Origin of the sequence: Saccharomonospora xinjiangensis XJ-54 (assembly GCF_000258175.1) — a bacterium.
Classification (GTDB): domain Bacteria; phylum Actinomycetota; class Actinomycetes; order Mycobacteriales; family Pseudonocardiaceae; genus Saccharomonospora; species Saccharomonospora xinjiangensis.
Genome location: NZ_JH636049.1, coordinates 4393894 through 4410077 on the forward strand (window position 1 = coordinate 4393894; position 16184 = coordinate 4410077).

Sequence of the window (16184 nt, forward strand, 5' to 3'; positions counted from 1 at the left end):
TGGCGCTCGCGCGACACCGGCCCGGTCACAGCACGGAAGGCTCGGGGTTGCCCGCCTCGGCGATCGCGCGCCGCACGGGGATCAGTGCCACCAGGATGAACCCGACGACGAAGAACACGAGCAGCGCGATGATCGCGTACCGGAACGACCCTGTCGCCTGGCCCACGCCCGCGAACAGCAGGGGCCCCAGCCACGACGTGCCGCGCTCGCCGATCTCGTACAGCGAGTAGTACTGCGCTTCCTTGCCCGCTGGAATCATCTGGCTGAACAGGGAGCGGGACAGGGCGTTGGTGCCGCCGAGCACAAGGCCAATGCCCGCGGCGACCGCGTAGAACTGGAACTGCTGGCCCGCCTCGATGAAGTAGGCGGAGGCGACGACCACCATCCACACCAGAAGGCTCGCGAGGATCGTCTTCTTCGCACCCCAGCGTCGCGCGGCGATTCCGTGCAGCGTGCCGCCCACGTACGCGACGAACTGGATCACGAGAATGGTGGCGATCAGTACCTCGTTGCCGAACTTCAGCTCCTCGGAGCCGTACTGTGCCGACACGGAGACCACTGTGGAGATTCCGTCGGTGAACACTAGGTACGCGCCGAGGAACGCCAGCGTCAGCGGGAACGCCTTCGCGGCCCGCAGCGTGTCGCGCAGCTCGACGAACCCGGCCTTCACCACCGAGACCCCGTGCTCCGGCCCGTGCGGTGGTTGCCGCTCGGTGAGCCTGCGGAGGGGGATGAGCGTAAACAGCGCCCACCACAGGCCCGAGGTGAGGAAGCAGATCCGGACGGCGAGCGACTCGCTGACTCCGAGTGCGTCGCGGCTGAGGTAGAAGGCGAGCTGTGCCGCGAGGGCGACCCCGCCGCCGAGGTAGCCGAAGGCCCAGCCGCGCGACGACACGGCGTCGCGCTCGTCGGGTGTCGCGATGTCCGGCAGGAAGGAGTAGTAGGTGACGATCGAGGCGCCGTAGCCGATGTTGCCCAGCATGTACAGCGCGACGCCGAGCTCCCAGCGGTCGCCGGAGACGAAGAACAGCAGCGCCGACGCGACGGAGCCGAGGAGGGCGAAGAAGCCGAGCATGCGCTTCTTGTTCTGGCTGCGGTCGGCGATCGCGCCCGTGATCGGCAGGATCAGCACCTGGATGACAGTGGAGGCCGCGAGGAGATATCCCCACAGCGACCCTGCGGGGAAGGTCAGGCCCAGCAGGCTGATGTCGCAGTTGACGAGGTTGTTCGCCACCCCGTGCTCATCGACGCACGGGGTGGGTCCGTTGCGTTCCGGATGCGACTTGGCGTCCAGCGCCGCGACCGAACTCATGTAGAGCGCGCCGAACACTGTGATCACCGACGTGAAGAACGTCGAGTTCGCCCAGTCGTAGAAGTACCAGCCCCACTGTTCCCGCCGACGTTGCCGCACGTCGGCCGCAGGTGAAGGACCACTGCCCACGGTGCTCATCCGGGCTCCTCGCTCGGTGATCGTTCCAGGTGAGCGGAGACTACTCGGCCACACTGAGGGACTCGGCGGCGACCGGCGGGCGGCAACGCGGCCGTCACCGCCACACCACCGCACGGCCACCGTGGCGTGACCGAGGCCGTGGTGTGGTGGTGTGGCTGGGTGAGGCCGTGGTGAGGCCGTGGTGAGGCCACGGTCGGCTCCGCCTCGTGACTTCACCCCCGCGCCGGGGTCAGGCGAGGATTCGCCCCGCCCCACGCACGTGCGCGGCCAACGGGCTCATGACGTACTCGGCGTCGCGGTGCACGCCGCGCAGGGTGTTGGAGGCGAACGAGCGCTGGAATTCCAGTCCCACGTACACCAGGCCCAGGTGCGTGGTGGAGAGACCACCGGCATGCAGGGGGACGCCGTCGGCCACCGCCCCGATTCCTTCGAGGTAGGGCAGGTTGGGTCGGTAGCCGGTGGCCAGCAACACGGTGTCCACCGGCTCGCGGCTTCCCTCGGCCCAGACGACCGAGTCGCCGTCGAGGGCGGTGAACATCGGTCGGCGGTCCAGTCTGCCGGTGTCGAGGGCGGGGCGATACTCGCCGGCGTCCAGGACCAGAGTGCTGGACGCCATGCGGGCGAGCCACTCCGGCGGCAGGTCGTCGAAGCCGGTGGTGCGCAGCCAGTAATGCAGGTCCTTCCCGCCCTGCCGCTGAGGGACGAAGCCGATGGGCTGCCGGGTGGCGAGGGTGACCTTGGCGACGTCGGCCAGTTCGTAGCCCACCTGAACCGCGGAGTTGCCACCGCCCACCACGACGATGCGCTGACCGGTGAACGGCTCGGGGTTGCGATAGTCGGCGACGTGCAGCACTCGCCCGGTGAAGTCGTCCTGCCCGGTGAGGAGCGGCCGGTGCGGGTTGCCGAAGGAGCCGCTTGCGGCGACGACACCCGCTGCGGGCAGCGGTTCCCCGCCCTCGGTGTGGACGAGGAAGACCCCGCTGCTGTCGGTGCTGACTGCCGTGACCCTGGTCCGGGTGCGGATCTCCACGTCCATGCTCGCCGCGCGATCACGAAGATGGGCGACGACCTCGTCGCGTGCCGGATAGCGCTCCGGGTCGCCGGAGAACGGAATCCCAGGAGCGCCGCTGTATTCGGCGGGGGAGAACAGGGTGAGACTGTCGTAGTAATGCGGCCACGATCCCGTCGGCTCAGGCCCGGCCTCCAGGACCACCGGGGTCAGACCGTGCTGCAGGGCGGCGCGGGCCGCGGCGAGCCCGGACTGCCCGCCACCGATGATGACGACGTCGTGCATCAATACTCCTTGAGCGTTGTTGTTGTGAATGAAGACAGTGATCAGGGGGACGGGTGCGGCGGCGGTGCGGGAACCGACGCCCAGGACAGCAGCGCTGCGATCGCGGTCAGCGCTCCCAGCAGGAGAAAGGCGGTGGCGTATCCGCCGAGCAGTCCGGCGAGGACAGCCCCGGCGAACGGCGCGAGCGCCATCGTGACCGTCAGCGGAGCCGACAGCAGCCCCGTCAACCGTCCGTAGTGAGTCGCTCCCCACCGATCCGTCACGGCCGTGGCCTGCACCAGTGTGAAGACCCCGCGCGCCATCCCGGCCAGAATCGAGGCCGCGATGAGCGCCGCCACGGTGGTAAGCAATCCCAACAGCGCGGTGGTGACGGCCATGGCGGCCAGGACCACCGTGGTCCGAACTCGCACACTGGTGTGCCGGACGAGGGCGGAGTAGCCGAGGCGGCCTGCGACCTGCCCCGCGCCGCCGAGTCCGAGCGCGACGGCCGCGGTGCCGGTGCCGATGCCGCGTTCGGCCAGTAGCGGCACCAGGTTGACGACGACGGCGAACGTCGCGAACGCCGCCACACTCAGCGACAGCACCAGCAGGACGAACTCGCGACTGCGCGCCACGCGGGCGGGATCAGCGCTGCGGGTTCCTCGCGAAGTCGGGCGCGGCGCCGGTGGCCATGGCAACCGCAGCCCGAGCCAGTGTCCTGGGATGGTGACCACCGCCAGAATCCCGGCGAGCACCAGGTAGGCGCCACGCCAGTCGAGCCAGGCCGACAGTGCGGCCGCGAGGGGCGCGAACACGGTGCTGGCCAGGCCCGCCACCAGCGTGAGCATCGTCAGTGCCTGGACCCGGCGCGGGCCGTACCAGCGGGTCAGCGCAGCGAACGCCGGTGGGTAGAGCACCGCTCCCATGGCTATCCCCGCGAGCGTCCAGGCTCCGGCGAACCACGCCGGATTCGGCGCGAGGGCGATGGCGACGACCGCGGCCACAGCCAGAACCGAACCCGTCGTCATCGTGCTGTGGGGGCCGTGTCGGTCCAGCCATCGCCCGACCGCGATCCCGGCGAGTGCGGCGACAAGCTGGCTGGCCGAGAACGCCGCGGTCAACCAGGACGGCGGCCAGCCGGTCGCGGCGGCGATGTCTCCGGACAGCACAGGGAACGCGTAGTACAACACTCCCCAGCTGGTGATTTCCGTGGCACACAGCACCACCAGGACCCGCCGCAACCGCTTCCGCGCCGGTGGTGTGGGCTCCGCCTCGTCGGCGAGTGCCCGTGTCCTGCTCTCGCCGGTCAACGTCCGGTCGGCGCTGACAGCGACACGGTCACCGGCTCGGCTGGTGCGCCGCAGCAGCCACCGTCATCGCTCGCGGCGTTGGTGTCCGCGATATCGGCCAATCCGCCTCCGCTGCAGACCCCGGTCTCGGGCAGCACCAGTTCGACCCGTTCTGCGGCCTGCCGGTCTCCCGCCAATGCGGCCACGATCGAGCGCACCTGTTCGTAGCCGGTCAGGGCGAGGAACGTCGGTGCCCGCCCGTAGCTCTTCATTCCGGCAAGGAACACATCGGGTTCGGGATGGGCCAGTTCCTTCACCCCGTGCGGGTAGACGGTGCCGCACGAGTGCAGGTTCGGATCGATCAGCGGGGCGAGCGCCACGGGCGCCTGCAAGGCCGCGTCCAGCCCCAGCCTCAGCTCCGACAACCACGACAGATCGGGGCGCAAGCCGGTCAGCGCCACGATCTCGTCGATCGCCTTTACCGCCTGCCCTGCCGAGGACCGCAGCCGCACCGTGCCGTGCTCGTCGCGCTCGACGGTTTCGGTGCGGAACCCGCGCACGACCTGGATGCGCCCGCTCTCGACCGCAGCCTTCGCCCTCAGGCCCAGCGCGCCGCGCGCCGGGAGCTGGTCGGCCTCGCCACCGCCGAATACCTGGCCTTCGGCCTCGCGGCGCAGCAACCACGTGATGCGCGTCGCCGGTTCCCGCTCGGCGAGCTCGGCGAGACCGACCAGGGCTGTCAGCGCCGAATGCCCGCTTCCCGCGACCACCACGTGCCTGCCCGCATAACGGGCGGCCACGGCGTCGTCGCCGAGGTCGGGAATCCGGTAGGAGATCCGGTCGGCGGCGGCTTCCTCACCGAGGGCGGGCAGACCGTCCCCGCCGAGCGGACTCGGCGAACCCCAGGTGCCCGAGGCGTCGATCAGCGCCCGCGCGAGCACGCGGTCCTGTTCGCCGTCGGCCGTGCGGATCTGGACGGTCAGCGGTTCGGAGTCGCGGCCCGCGTCCACAACGCGGTCGCGTCCGCGCCGGGCGACGCCGGTGACCTCGGCGCCGAACCTGACCCGCTCGCCCAGCGCGTCCGCCAGCGGCGCCAGGTAGTCCCGCACCCACTCCCGCCCTGTCGGATAGCTCTGTGCGTCCGGGTGCCGCCAGCCGCGTGCCTCCAGGAGCCGGAGCGCGGCCGGAGCGACCAACTCGGCCCACCGCGAGAACAGCCGCACATGTCCCCACTGCCCCACGGCGGCCCCGGCGTGGGGGCCACGTTCCAGCACCAGAACGGGCAGTCCTCGCTCGGACACCTCCGCCGCAGCGGCCAGTCCCACCGGCCCCGCTCCCACGACCACCACAGGGAACTCGGTCATCGCGCAACCCCTTCGTATCGATGTGCTTCGATGAATGCGTCGCGACTCTATCGATTGAACTCGATGGACACAAGTATCGATTCCTCTCGATAGAATCGCCGCATGTCGATCGACGCTCGCCACGTCCCGCTGTTGCCCTCGGAGCAGGCCGCCACCTACGCGGACTGGTTCGCCTGCCTCGCCGAACCGGTGCGGGTCCGGCTGCTGCATGCCGTGGCCACACGCCGGCACGGCCTCACCGTGGGGGCGCTCACCGAGATCCTCGGCACCAGCCAGTCCACCACCTCCCACCACGTGCGCAAACTCGCCGACATCGGCTTCGTCCACATCGACAAGCGCGGCACCTCCAGCATCGTCACGATCAACGAAGCGTGCTGCTCCGGGCTGCCCCACGCCGCCGACGCCGTCATGGGCCTGCTCGCCCCGCGCCCGTGCTGCCCCGAGAACCTGCCTGCCGACGTCGCCGTCCGCGCGCTGCGGCCCGAGGACTGGCCTGCGGTCCGGCGCATCTACCGCGAAGGCATCGACAGTGGCCTCGCCACCTTCGAGACCGTCGTGCCCAGCCGCGCGACCCTCGACGCCGCCTGGCTGCCCGACCACCGCTGGGTTGCCGAGATCGACGGGACCGTCGTCGGCTGGACCGCGGCGAGCCCGGCCTCGGCGCGGGACTGCTACTCCGGTGTCGCCGACACCGCCGTCTACGTCGCCGAGAGCCACCGGGGCAGGGGTGTCGGCAAGGCCCTGCTTCACCGCCAGGTCACCGAGGCCGACGCCGGAGGTCTGTGGACGTTGCAGGCCTCCGTCTTCACCGGCAATCGCGTGAGCATCGCCCTGCATCACGCTGCCGGTTACCGCACTGTCGGTGTCCGCGAACGCATCGCCCAGCTCGACGGTGTCTGGCACGACACGATCCTTCTCGAACGCCGCTCACCGGTCGGCTGACAGCGTCGCGGCGGATGACCGTTCGTCCCGCGATTTCGACCGCTCGTCGATCACACACCCCCGGATCCGGACCCGAGTCGATCTTGCGCGTCTTGATCTTGGGGAGCGTGAGGCTGCCCGAGAGATGAGCGGGAGGGACTGTGAGAGGTCAACGACTCAGACCTGGGATCGTGACCGCCGCCGTGGTGGGGCTGGCCGTGACCGCGGTGCAGCCCGTCGGGTTCGCGGCGGAGGCCGGCGCGGGCGACGTCGATGTGACCCGGTTCGCCAGAGCTGGAGGGCCGGTCGTCACGCTGGTGACGGGCGACCGCGTGGTTCTGGACGACCGGGGCGGCGCCGACGTGCTGCTCGCCGATGGCCGCGAGAAGGTCGGCTACACCCAGTACTTCGAAGGCGATGACGTCTACGTCATTCCCGGTGACGCCGCGCCGCTGATCGCGGACGGCACGCTGGACCGGCGGCTGTTCAACGTGACCCGGCTGGCCGAGGTCGGCTACCACGACGGCGCCCGCAAGGACGTGCCGTTGCTGGTGTCCTATGAGGACGCTTCCGCTGAGGTGCGCTCGCGCACCCTCGCCGATGGCGCGGCGAAGCGGGTTCGCTCGCTGGCCGCGATCGACGGTGCGGCGCTGCGGGCGGCCAAGACCGAGGCGACCCGGTTCTGGGACAGCGTGCGCCCGATGCTGGCATCCGGCGGTGACATCGAGCACCTGTGGCTCGACGCGCCGGTGCGGGCGACGCTGGCCGAGAGCGTGCCCCAGATCGGCGCGCCGGAGGTGTGGCAGGACGGGCACACCGGCGAGGGCGTGCGTGTGGCGGTGCTGGACACGGGTGTCGATACCGCGCACCCCGACCTCGCGGGCGCCGTGGTGGAGACCGAGGACTTCACCGGTTCCGGTTCCGTCGCGGACGGCCATGGGCACGGCACGCACGTCGCCGGAACCATCGCGGGTGACGGCACGGCGAGCGACGGCGCAGGCCGCGGCGTCGCGCCCGATGCCGACCTCGTTGTCGGCAAGGTGCTCGACGACAACGGCTCCGGCCACGAGTCCTGGGTGCTCGCCGGGATGGAATGGTCGGCCTCCAGGGCGCGGATCGTCAACATGAGCCTGGGCAACGGGATCTCCGACGACGGCACGAGCCCGCTGGCGCAGGCGGTGAACCGGCTCACCGAGGAGACCGGCACCCTGTTCGTGATCGCCGCGGGCAACAGCGGCCCAGGAGAGTCCTCCGTGGAGGCACCGGGATCGGCGGACGCGGCGTTGACGGTGGGCGCCGTCACCAAGGACGACGACCTGGCCGGGTTCTCCAGCCGCGGTCCTCGCCTCGGTGACCACGGCATCAAGCCCGACCTCACCGCACCGGGGCAGGACATCGTCGCCGCGCGGGCGCAGGGCACGGCCATGGGCGAGCCCGTCGATGACGCCTACACGACCTCGTCCGGCACGTCGATGGCCGCGCCGCACGTCGCAGGGGCCGCCGCGCTGCTCGCACAGCGGCACACCGACTGGAAGGCCGACCGGTTGAAGACGGCACTGACGAGCAGTGCCGCGCCCAATCCCGAACTCACCGTCTTCGAACAAGGCTCGGGGCGGGTTGACGTCGCCCGCGCTGCCCGGCAGCCGGTGCTCGCGTCGCCCGCGAACCTCGGGTTCGGGATCGTGGAGTGGCCGCGCACCGACGACGAGCCGATCAGCCGCACCGTCACCTACACCAACATCTCGGACAAGGAGGTCACGCTCGACCTCACCGGCGAGCTGACCGGGTCGGACGGCCCCGCACCGTCGGGAATGCTCACCGTGGAGCCCGCGACGCTGACGATCCCCGCGAACGGGACGGCCGAGGCGGTCGTCACCATGGACACCCGCAAGGGCGGACCCGACGGCCGCTACAGCGGTGCCGTGACCGGCACGGCCGACGAGATCAGCGTTCGCACCCCGCTCGCCGTCGAGCAGGAGATCGAGAGCTACCGGCTCGACCTCACCGTGCTCGACCGCAACGGTGAGAGCGCGAAGGACACCCACGCCTTCTTCGTCTCCCACAGCAAGCCGTGGTCGGAGGGCTTCCTCGACGAGGACGGCACGGTATCACTGCGACTGCCGAAGGACACCTACTACCTCGGGGTTCAGAGCGGCTACCTCCCGGGCTCGGAGACAGATCACACGACGTTCGTCGAACCGTCCTTCGTCATGGACCGCGACCGGACCCTCGTGCTCGACGCACGGAAGTCCGAACCGGTCGATGTGACGGTGGACGAGCCGGACGCCGAGATCGGTCGCGTGGAGCTGAGCTACCTCATGAAGACGACGGCGTATCCACGCGCGGGCATGATCATCGGGGGATACGGCCTGCGCAACACCTACGTCATGCCGTCGGAGACCAGCCACGAGACGTTCGAGTTCACCGTCGAGACCGAGCATGCGCGCGCCGACGGTCAGGGCGGCTTCTCGGGCAGCCCCTACGCCTACCACCTCCGCCAGTCGGAGCGGGGCAGGGTGCCGTCGGAGCTGGCGTACCGCGTGCACGACGACGACCTCGCCGAGGTGCGCAGCGTGCACACCGACGCGGGATTCGGCACACACGGCGAGCGGGAGTTGATCGCGGCCCCGCTGCCGTTCTCGCTCACCGAGTACTACACACCGGGCGTGTCGTGGACACCGCAACTGTGGCTGAGGGACGCCGCGAGTGGCAGAAGCGTCTACCAGCAGCGGACCGTGACGTTCGAGCGCGGGCAGAACGACAGTCTCGTGTGGAACGTGCCGATGTACGGGCCTGCCTTCCCCTCGGGGGAGGGAACCAGCGACTGGGCGGGTCGGGACGGCGACAGGATGTGGTTCTACCTGCCACTGCATTCCGAACAGTTCCCCATGGCCGCCGGGATCTCCGACCTTGACTACGGAGGGATGCGGCTGCATCGCGACGGTGAGTTGATCGGCGAGAGCGACTACCTCGGCTTCAACGCCTTCCTGGTGCCGCCGGAGCCGGGTGAGTACACCGCGCAGGTCGTGGCGGAGCGGCCGAGTCTGACCCCGCTGTCGCGGCGGGTCGAGGCCGAGTGGACCTTCCGGTCGGAGCACACGGAGGGCGACGGCGTGCTGCCGCTGCTCGCGGTGCGGTTCGCTCCGGAACTGGGAGACGACCACGTGGCGAAGGCAGGCGAGAGGGTTCGGGTGCCGGTGTCGGTGCAGCGCAACGGGAGCGGGCGCGCGCCCGCACTGAACGCGCTGACGGTGGAGGTGTCCTTCGACGAGGGCCAGACCTGGAAGCCGGCTCCGGTGCGGCACGCGAACGGCGGGAAGGCGATCATGGTGACCGCGCCGCGTGGCGCCGACGACGTGTCGCTGCGGGCCGTCGCGGTCGATGATCAGGGCAACCGGGTCGAACAGACCATCATCGGCGCCTACCGGATCGACTGAGTGCGTGCCGGGTGCGCAGGGGATTCCCGCGCACCCGGCAGTGCCGCCGCGCACTCGACAGTGCCGCAGGGGAGCCGCCTGTGCCGTCGCCGGGCGGACGTCACCGGACTCGTAGCACGCTCACGGCGAAGTCCGACTCGTCGGTGAACGGGTCGAGCCCCCACGTGGAGAACCGGTGTTCGAGCCGGAGCCCGGCGGCGGCGATGTCGTCGTCGAAGCGGTCGTAGGGGTAGATGTCCTCGCGGCGGTAGCCGATCACGATGCGACCGCCGTGCCGCACACACGCGCCCAGCCGTCCCAGCACCGTGCGTTCGGAGCCGGGAGCGAGGAAGACCATCACGTTGCCGGGCACGACGGCGAGATCGAACGGTTCCTCACCGAGCGAGGCGAGATCGATGGTGGCGAGGTCGCCGACAACCCAGCGCGGCCCTGGCTGATCGGTGGCCGCGGCCTCGATCAGCGCCGGATCGACGTCAACGCCGACAACGGTGTGCCCGCGACGGTGCAGCGCGCCGCCGACCCTGCCGGGGCCGCACCCCGCGTCGAGGATGCGTGAGCCGGGCGGGACCATGGCGTCCACCAGCCGCGCTTCCCCTTCCAGGTCGGCGCCTTCGCGGGCCATCGTCCGGAACCGCTCGATGTACCACTCGGAGTGGCCTGGCTTGGTTTCGGTGAACCACCTCGGTCGATCCGTCATGCTCTCATCCTGCCTGAGCATCATCGCCGGACCGGACCCCGCTGCGTGTCGCCGCGGCGTTCGACGGCCTCTCCGGCTACCAACGGATCTTTCGCGACCGCTCCCGATTGGTCATGCTCTGGGGACCACACCCTCTCGTCGCCGGCGATCCCGGTGGCGCCACGGAAGGGAGAGGATTCATGACGACGCGGACGAGCGAGCCTCTGACTACCGAATTCGCGGCTCTCGTGGCCTCGGTGCGCAAGGCCGTCCACAGCGAGGTTGACCCGTCGGTGTCCGCGCGCAGGGTCGGGGACCTGCTGACCGACCGGTTGGCGGAGGGGCTGCCGTTGCCCGCTCACCTGCGCGGGCACAATCCGGACCACTACACCCAGCACCTCGTTCACGCTGAGCCGGACGGCGCCTTCTCGATCGTCGCGCTCGTGTGGCTTCCGGGGCAGGCCACGCCGATCCACGATCACGTCTCGTGGTGCGTCACCGGCGTCGTCGAGGGGCAGGAGACCGAGGAGGTCTACGAGATCAGGCAGGCTGAGACGGGCCCGTGCCTCGTGCGCACCGGTACGGTGATCAACGTGGTCGGCGCCGTGTCGGCGCTCGACCCGCCTGGCGACATCCACCGGGTTCGCAACAGCTGCACCGAACTGGCCGTGTCGCTGCACATCTACGGCGCCGACATCCGCAGGCTCGGCAGCAGCATCCGGCGCACCTACGACCTGCCGGTGCTGGACCCGGCCCGCTGAACGCTCCGGTCGCGCCGCCGTCCCGGGGCCGAACCCGGGACGGCGGCGTGTGTTGCTCACACCACGATGCGTAGCGGGTTCTCCAGCAGATCCCTCAGCCGTCGCAGGAACGTCGCGCCGGTGGCACCGTCCACGGCCCTGTGGTCGGCCGACAGGGTCACCCGCAGGATCGAGCGTGTGACGACCTCGCCGCCGACGAGACGGAGTTCCTCCGAGGCAGCACCGACGGCGAGGATGGCGGCTTCCGGCGGGTTGATCACCGCCGCGAACTGCTCGATGCCGAACATGCCGAGGTTGGAGATGGTGAACGTGCCGCCGGTCAGCTCGTCGGCACGGAGCCTGCCATCCCTGGCGCGGCCCGCCTTCTCCCTCGTCTCCTCGGCGATCTCGGACACGCTCTTGCGGTCGGCGTCGCGGACGACAGGGACCACCAGCCCGTCCGGTACCGCCACCGCGACGCCGAGGTGCACGCCGCGGTGCCGCAGCACCCGGTCACCCGCGAACGACACGTTGACCGAGGGGTCGGCACGCAGGGCGACCGCGACCGCCCTCACAACGAGGTCGTTGAGGCTGATCTTCGGGCCGCCCGACGCTGCGAGGGTGTCGTTGAGGGTCGCACGGAACGCCAGTAGGTCCGTGACATCGACGGCGGCGGTGAGGTAGAAGTGCGGAGCCTGCTGCTTGCTCTCGGTCAGCCGCCTGGCCGCCACCCGCTGGATCGTGGTGAGCGGGATCTCCTCGTAGTCCGCTGTGGACGGAGCGCTCGTCGCGGCACCGGGAACCGGGTCCGCGACGGCGGGTTCGGCGACTGGCGCGGGCGCGGTGGTCGCGGTGGTGGTCGCGCTGGTGGCTGCGGTGATGGCGGCCTCGACGTCCTTGCGGATGATCCGGCCACCGGGACCGCTGCCCTCGACGGCCGTCAGCTCGATCCCGTGCTCGCGAGCGATCTTGCGGGCGAGCGGCGACGCCTTGGGCCGCCTCCGCGCTACCTCCGCGCCGCACCGGTCTCCGTTCGCCGGTGCCGGGGTGGTCGATGCCTCCTGGGGCGAGAGGGATTCCGGCTCGGGTCCGGGCGTGCGTTCCGGCTTCGGCCCGGGTTCCGGCCCTGCGGTCGCGCCGGTGCCGTCACCGATGATCGCGATGGGGGTTCCGATGGGAGTGCGGTCGCCCTCGGCGACGAGGAGGCGTTCGAGCACGCCGTCGTCGTAGGCCTCCAACTCCATGAGGGCCTTGTCCGTCTCGATCTCGGCGACGACGTCACCGCGACGGACCTCGTCGCCCACCCGCTTGCGCCAGGTGACGATGACGCCCTCCTCCATCGTGTCGGAGAGCCGGGGCATGGTGATCTCAGGCATGTGTCGTCCGATCTGGTCAGCGCCGGCCGACCGCGGCCAGCGTCTCCCGCACGGCCGTGTGCAGAGACTCCGCCGACGGGAGTGCCGCCGTTTCGAGGGGTTTGGCGTAGGGGAGGGGAACCTCGGCCGCAGCGACGCGCCGCACCGGGGCGTCGAGGTGGTCGAAGGCGCCGTCCGAGACGGACGCGGCGATCTCCGCGCCGATGCCGTAGGTGAGCCAGTCGTCCTCGGCCACGACGACGCATCCGGTCTTGCGGGCCGAGGCCACCAGGGTGTCGCGGTCGAGGGGGCGCAGGCTGCGCAGGTCGATGACCTCGGCGGAGATACCGGACTCGGCGTGCAGACGGTCGGCGACCTCCGTGGCGATCACGGCCATCCGCGAGTATCCGATGATCGTGACGTCCGACCCCTCGCGCGTCACCGCGGCCTTGCCGATCTCGGCGGGGCCGAGGTCGTCGGGCACCTCGCCCTTGGTGTTGTAGAGCGCGAGGTTCTCCAGGAACAGCACGGGGTCGTCGTCTCGCACCGCCGCGAGCAACAGCGCCCGCGCGTCGGCAGGGGTACTGGGAGCGACCACCTTCAGCCCCGGCACGAAGGCGTAGTACAGCTCGATGTTCTGCGAGTGCGTCGCGCCGAGCTGCTGGCCGCCTCCACCCGGAGTGCGGATGACCATCGGCACGCTGGTCTGACCGCCGAACATGCCGTAGATCTTCGCCGCGTGGTTGACGATCTGGTCGAGGGCCAGCAGCGAGAAGTTGATCGTCATGAGTTCGACGATCGGGCGCAGCCCGAGCATCGCGGCGCCGACGGCGGCGCCGACGAAGCCCTCCTCGGCGATCGGGGTGTCCCGCACCCGTTTCTCGCCGAACTCCTCCAGCAGCCCTGCCGTGATCTTGTACGAGCCTCCGAAGACGCCGATTTCCTCCCCGATGAGCAGGACGTCGTCGTCGCGGCGCAACTCCTCGCGCAGCGTCTCACGCAGCGCTTCCCGGTAACTGATGACGGGCACAGTGAGTCCTTCGTGGTCTAGAAGAGCGGGTCGGCGGGCAGCCTGTGGGAGTCGCCCCGCACGGGCGTGGCGTAGGTGTGGTCGAACAGGCTCGACGGGTCGGGGTGCGGGCTGGACTCGGCGAAGGCCACCGCCGCGTCCACCTCCTCGTCCGCCGACCGCTCCAGGGCGTCCGCGCCGTCGTCGTCGATGATCCCGGCGGCGACGAGGTCGGCACGGAACCGAGTGAGGGGATCGGCCGCGCGGGCCGCGGCGGCCTCGGCCTCGCTGCGATACCGGGCCGGATCGACGACGGAGTGCCCCTTCATCCGGTGGCTGACCGTCTCCAGCAGTGCCGGGGTTCCCTCGGAACGGGCCTGCTCGATCAGCCGCCGGGCCGTGTCTCTCACGGCGAGCAGGTCCGTGCCGTCCACCCGTTCTCCGGGCATGCGGTAGGCCGCAGCTCGCCGGAAGAGTTCGGGTTCCGCCGACGACCGCTCGACGGTGGTGCCCATTCCGAGGTTGTTGTTGATGACGACGAAGACGACCGGAAGCCGCCACAGCGCCGCGATGTTCAGCGACTCGTGGAAGGCGCCGATGTTGGTGGTCCCGTCGCCCATCTGACACACGACGACGTCGTCGTCTCCCCGATAGTCCACCGCGAGCGCCGCGCCGACGGCCAGCGGCAGCTGCCCACCGACGATGCCGTAGCCGCCGAGGAGGCGGCTGGACGTGTCGAAGAGGTGCATCGAGCCGCCCCAGCCCTTGGAGGTGCCGGTGCTGCGGCCGTACAGTTCGGCCATCACGCGGCCGGGCTCGATACCCTTGGCGAGCGCGTAGCCGTGTTCCCGGTAGTTGGTGAACAGGTAGTCGGTCGGTCGCATCGCGGCGAGCAACCCGACGACCGTGGCCTCTTCGCCGAGGTTGAGGTGGCAGTAGCCGCCGATCTTCGCCTGGGTGTAGCCCTGTGCGGCGCGCTCCTCGAAGCGTCGGACGAGCACCATGTCGTGGTAGTACCGGCGCAGCGTCTCCGGGTCCTCGTCGAGGAGGGTGGGCATCGGCCGTTCGATCGTGTCGGTCATCGTGAGCTCCTCACGCGGGTCGGTGGCACGTGCACCGGCAGGCCCTGTGCGGCGAGCGCGGCCTCCATGCCGATCTCGCCAAGCGTCGGGTGCGCGTGGATGGTGTCGGCGAGTTCGTCGAGGGTCGCCTCCAGACTCATGGCGAGCGCACCCTCGGTGATGAGGTCGCTGGCCGACGGTCCGATGACGTGCACCCCGAGCACCTCGCCGTGGCGCCGGTCGGCGACGATCTTGCAGAACCCCTCGGTGTCTCCTGTGGACCTCGCCCGCCCCAGCGCGGCGAAGGGGATCTTCGCGGTGACGACGTCGTGGCCGTCGGCGCGGGCGGCCTCCTCGGTGCGCCCGACGCTCGCGATCTCCGGGTGGCAGAAGGTGGCGGCAGGCACGACGTCATCGTCGAGGACGGCGTCATGGCCTGCCGCCACGTCGGCCGCGACGAGCCCCTGGTGCGAGGCGACGTGCGCGAGCAGTGCTTTGCCGGTGACGTCGCCGATCGCGAACACGTTCTCGACGTTCGTGCGCATCCGCTCATCGACGACGACGAAGCCACGCTCGTCGGTGGCCACTCCGGCGGCGGCGAGATCGAGGTGGGCGGTGTTGGGCCTGCGGCCGACGCCGATGAGAACCACGTCGGCGTCGAGCTCCCGCTCGTGTGGACCGCCGACGGCGACCCGCAGCGGTGCCTCCGCCCCCGCCTCGGTGATCGCGGTGACCGTGGAGGAGGTGAGCACGGTGATCCCGCGAGCGGTGAACGACCGCTGAAGCGCGGCGCTGACATCGGCGTCCTCGGCGGGAACGAGCCGCTCCCGCAGCTCGACGATGGAGACCTCACTGCCGAACGCGGCGAACAGACTGGCCCATTCCACGCCGACGGCGCTGCCGCCGACGATCACGATCCGCCCCGGAATCTCGGTGAGCCCGAGCGCGCCGTCCGAGGTGACCACTCCGGGCAGGTCGGCGCCGGGAATCGGCAGCGGCGCGGGGGTCGATCCCGTCGCGATGACGACGGCGCGCGCCGTCGCGCCGTCCACCTGCTCGCCCGGTTCGGCCGCGTAGCGCGGCCCGTTGGGTGCGACCGGTGAGGGCCCGGTCGCGTGAATGTCCACTGTGGTGGGACCGGTGAACCGCGCGTGTCCCTCGACGACGGTGACGCCGTTGGCCCTCAGCAACCCGGCGACCCCGTCGGCAAGCGTGCGCACGACGTCGTCGCGGCGGCGCAGCACCGAGGCGTAGTCGATCCCGGCCGTCTCGGCCACGACGCCATACTGTTCGGCTTCCTGCACGGTCCGGAACACCTCGGCCGACCGCAGCATGGCCTTGGTGGGGATGCAGCCCCAGTTCAGGCAGACCCCTCCGGGACGTTCCTTCTCCACAACGCCCACCGAGAGCCCGCGCTGGGCGGCGCGGATCGCGGCCACGTAGCCGCCAGGTCCGCCGCCGATCACGAGCAGATCGAATTCCCGCACGTCCTCGTGCTCCTTCGCGTCGCTGACGGTGACCGCACCCGGGTCGTCGGCGGTCACCGGATGGCACGAGTCTCGTGTGCGTGACGGTCGGTCACCATGCCCGAACGCCCAGCTTTCCCGGC

The 16184-nt window shown here is 70.6% G+C and carries 12 protein-coding genes; 3 read left to right on the top strand and 9 right to left on the bottom strand.

The genetic code is table 11. The annotated features are described in order from the left end of the window. Positions 1 to 25: 25 nt before the first annotated feature. The 4 genes from SACXIDRAFT_RS19930 to SACXIDRAFT_RS19945 form a co-directional block, all read right to left on the bottom strand. On the bottom strand, positions 26 to 1450 hold the full coding sequence (locus tag SACXIDRAFT_RS19930; protein ID WP_006240486.1) for an MFS transporter: 1425 nt from the start codon (positions 1448 to 1450) through the stop codon (positions 26 to 28). A gap of 229 nt (positions 1451 to 1679) precedes the next feature. Continuing rightward, positions 1680 to 2744 carry a flavin-containing monooxygenase gene (locus tag SACXIDRAFT_RS19935; protein WP_006240487.1) on the bottom strand — a complete coding sequence of 355 codons (1065 nt, stop codon included), beginning with the start codon at positions 2742 to 2744 and terminating at the stop codon, positions 1680 to 1682. A 41-nt stretch (positions 2745 to 2785) separates the two neighbouring features. Continuing rightward, on the bottom strand, positions 2786 to 4033 hold the full coding sequence (locus tag SACXIDRAFT_RS19940) for an MFS transporter (RefSeq protein ID WP_006240488.1): 1248 nt from the start codon (positions 4031 to 4033) through the stop codon (positions 2786 to 2788). Beyond that, positions 4030 to 5376 (bottom strand): FAD-dependent oxidoreductase, encoded by a 1347-nt coding sequence (locus SACXIDRAFT_RS19945; protein WP_006240489.1) that lies wholly within the window; start codon positions 5374 to 5376, stop codon positions 4030 to 4032. Before SACXIDRAFT_RS19945 ends, SACXIDRAFT_RS19940 begins: the two co-directional genes overlap by 4 nt. Before the next feature lie 102 nt (positions 5377 to 5478). Between SACXIDRAFT_RS19945 and SACXIDRAFT_RS19950 the strand changes: the two genes are divergently transcribed. Together SACXIDRAFT_RS19950 and SACXIDRAFT_RS19955 are read left to right on the top strand one after the other, a co-directional pair. Beyond that, on the top strand, positions 5479 to 6318 hold the full coding sequence (locus SACXIDRAFT_RS19950) for a helix-turn-helix domain-containing GNAT family N-acetyltransferase (protein ID WP_006240490.1): 840 nt from the start codon (positions 5479 to 5481) through the stop codon (positions 6316 to 6318). A gap of 167 nt (positions 6319 to 6485) precedes the next feature. Then, the gene (locus SACXIDRAFT_RS19955; RefSeq protein ID WP_408640394.1) at positions 6486 to 9734 is read left to right on the top strand and encodes a S8 family serine peptidase; all 3249 of its coding nucleotides are present in this window, start codon (positions 6486 to 6488) and stop codon (positions 9732 to 9734) included. 100 nt (positions 9735 to 9834) lie between these two features. Here SACXIDRAFT_RS19955 and SACXIDRAFT_RS19960 read toward each other — a convergent pair whose 3' ends face one another. Then, complete coding sequence (locus tag SACXIDRAFT_RS19960) at positions 9835 to 10431, bottom strand: class I SAM-dependent methyltransferase (protein ID WP_006240492.1); 597 nt, start codon at positions 10429 to 10431, stop codon at positions 9835 to 9837. 179 nt (positions 10432 to 10610) lie between these two features. On the opposite strand from SACXIDRAFT_RS19960, the gene SACXIDRAFT_RS19965 reads away from it, so the two are divergent. Further along, complete coding sequence (locus SACXIDRAFT_RS19965) at positions 10611 to 11171, top strand: cysteine dioxygenase family protein (protein ID WP_006240493.1); 561 nt, start codon at positions 10611 to 10613, stop codon at positions 11169 to 11171. A gap of 56 nt (positions 11172 to 11227) precedes the next feature. Here the strand turns inward: SACXIDRAFT_RS19965 and SACXIDRAFT_RS19970 are convergent, their stop codons facing one another. From SACXIDRAFT_RS19970 to lpdA, 4 genes are read right to left on the bottom strand one after another with little or no spacing between them, the layout of a single operon-like run. Next, the gene (locus tag SACXIDRAFT_RS19970; protein WP_006240494.1) at positions 11228 to 12526 is read right to left on the bottom strand and encodes a dihydrolipoamide acetyltransferase family protein; all 1299 of its coding nucleotides are present in this window, start codon (positions 12524 to 12526) and stop codon (positions 11228 to 11230) included. 16 nt (positions 12527 to 12542) lie between these two features. Next, the gene (locus tag SACXIDRAFT_RS19975; RefSeq protein ID WP_006240495.1) at positions 12543 to 13535 is read right to left on the bottom strand and encodes an alpha-ketoacid dehydrogenase subunit beta; all 993 of its coding nucleotides are present in this window, start codon (positions 13533 to 13535) and stop codon (positions 12543 to 12545) included. 17 nt (positions 13536 to 13552) lie between these two features. Next, entirely contained in the window at positions 13553 to 14596 is a 1044-nt protein-coding gene (gene pdhA / locus SACXIDRAFT_RS19980) for a pyruvate dehydrogenase (acetyl-transferring) E1 component subunit alpha (RefSeq protein WP_006240496.1), read from the bottom strand. Further along, the gene (lpdA, locus tag SACXIDRAFT_RS19985) at positions 14593 to 16119 is read right to left on the bottom strand and encodes a dihydrolipoyl dehydrogenase (RefSeq protein WP_006240497.1); all 1527 of its coding nucleotides are present in this window, start codon (positions 16117 to 16119) and stop codon (positions 14593 to 14595) included. Before lpdA ends, pdhA begins: the two co-directional genes overlap by 4 nt. Positions 16120 to 16184 lie beyond the last annotated feature (65 nt).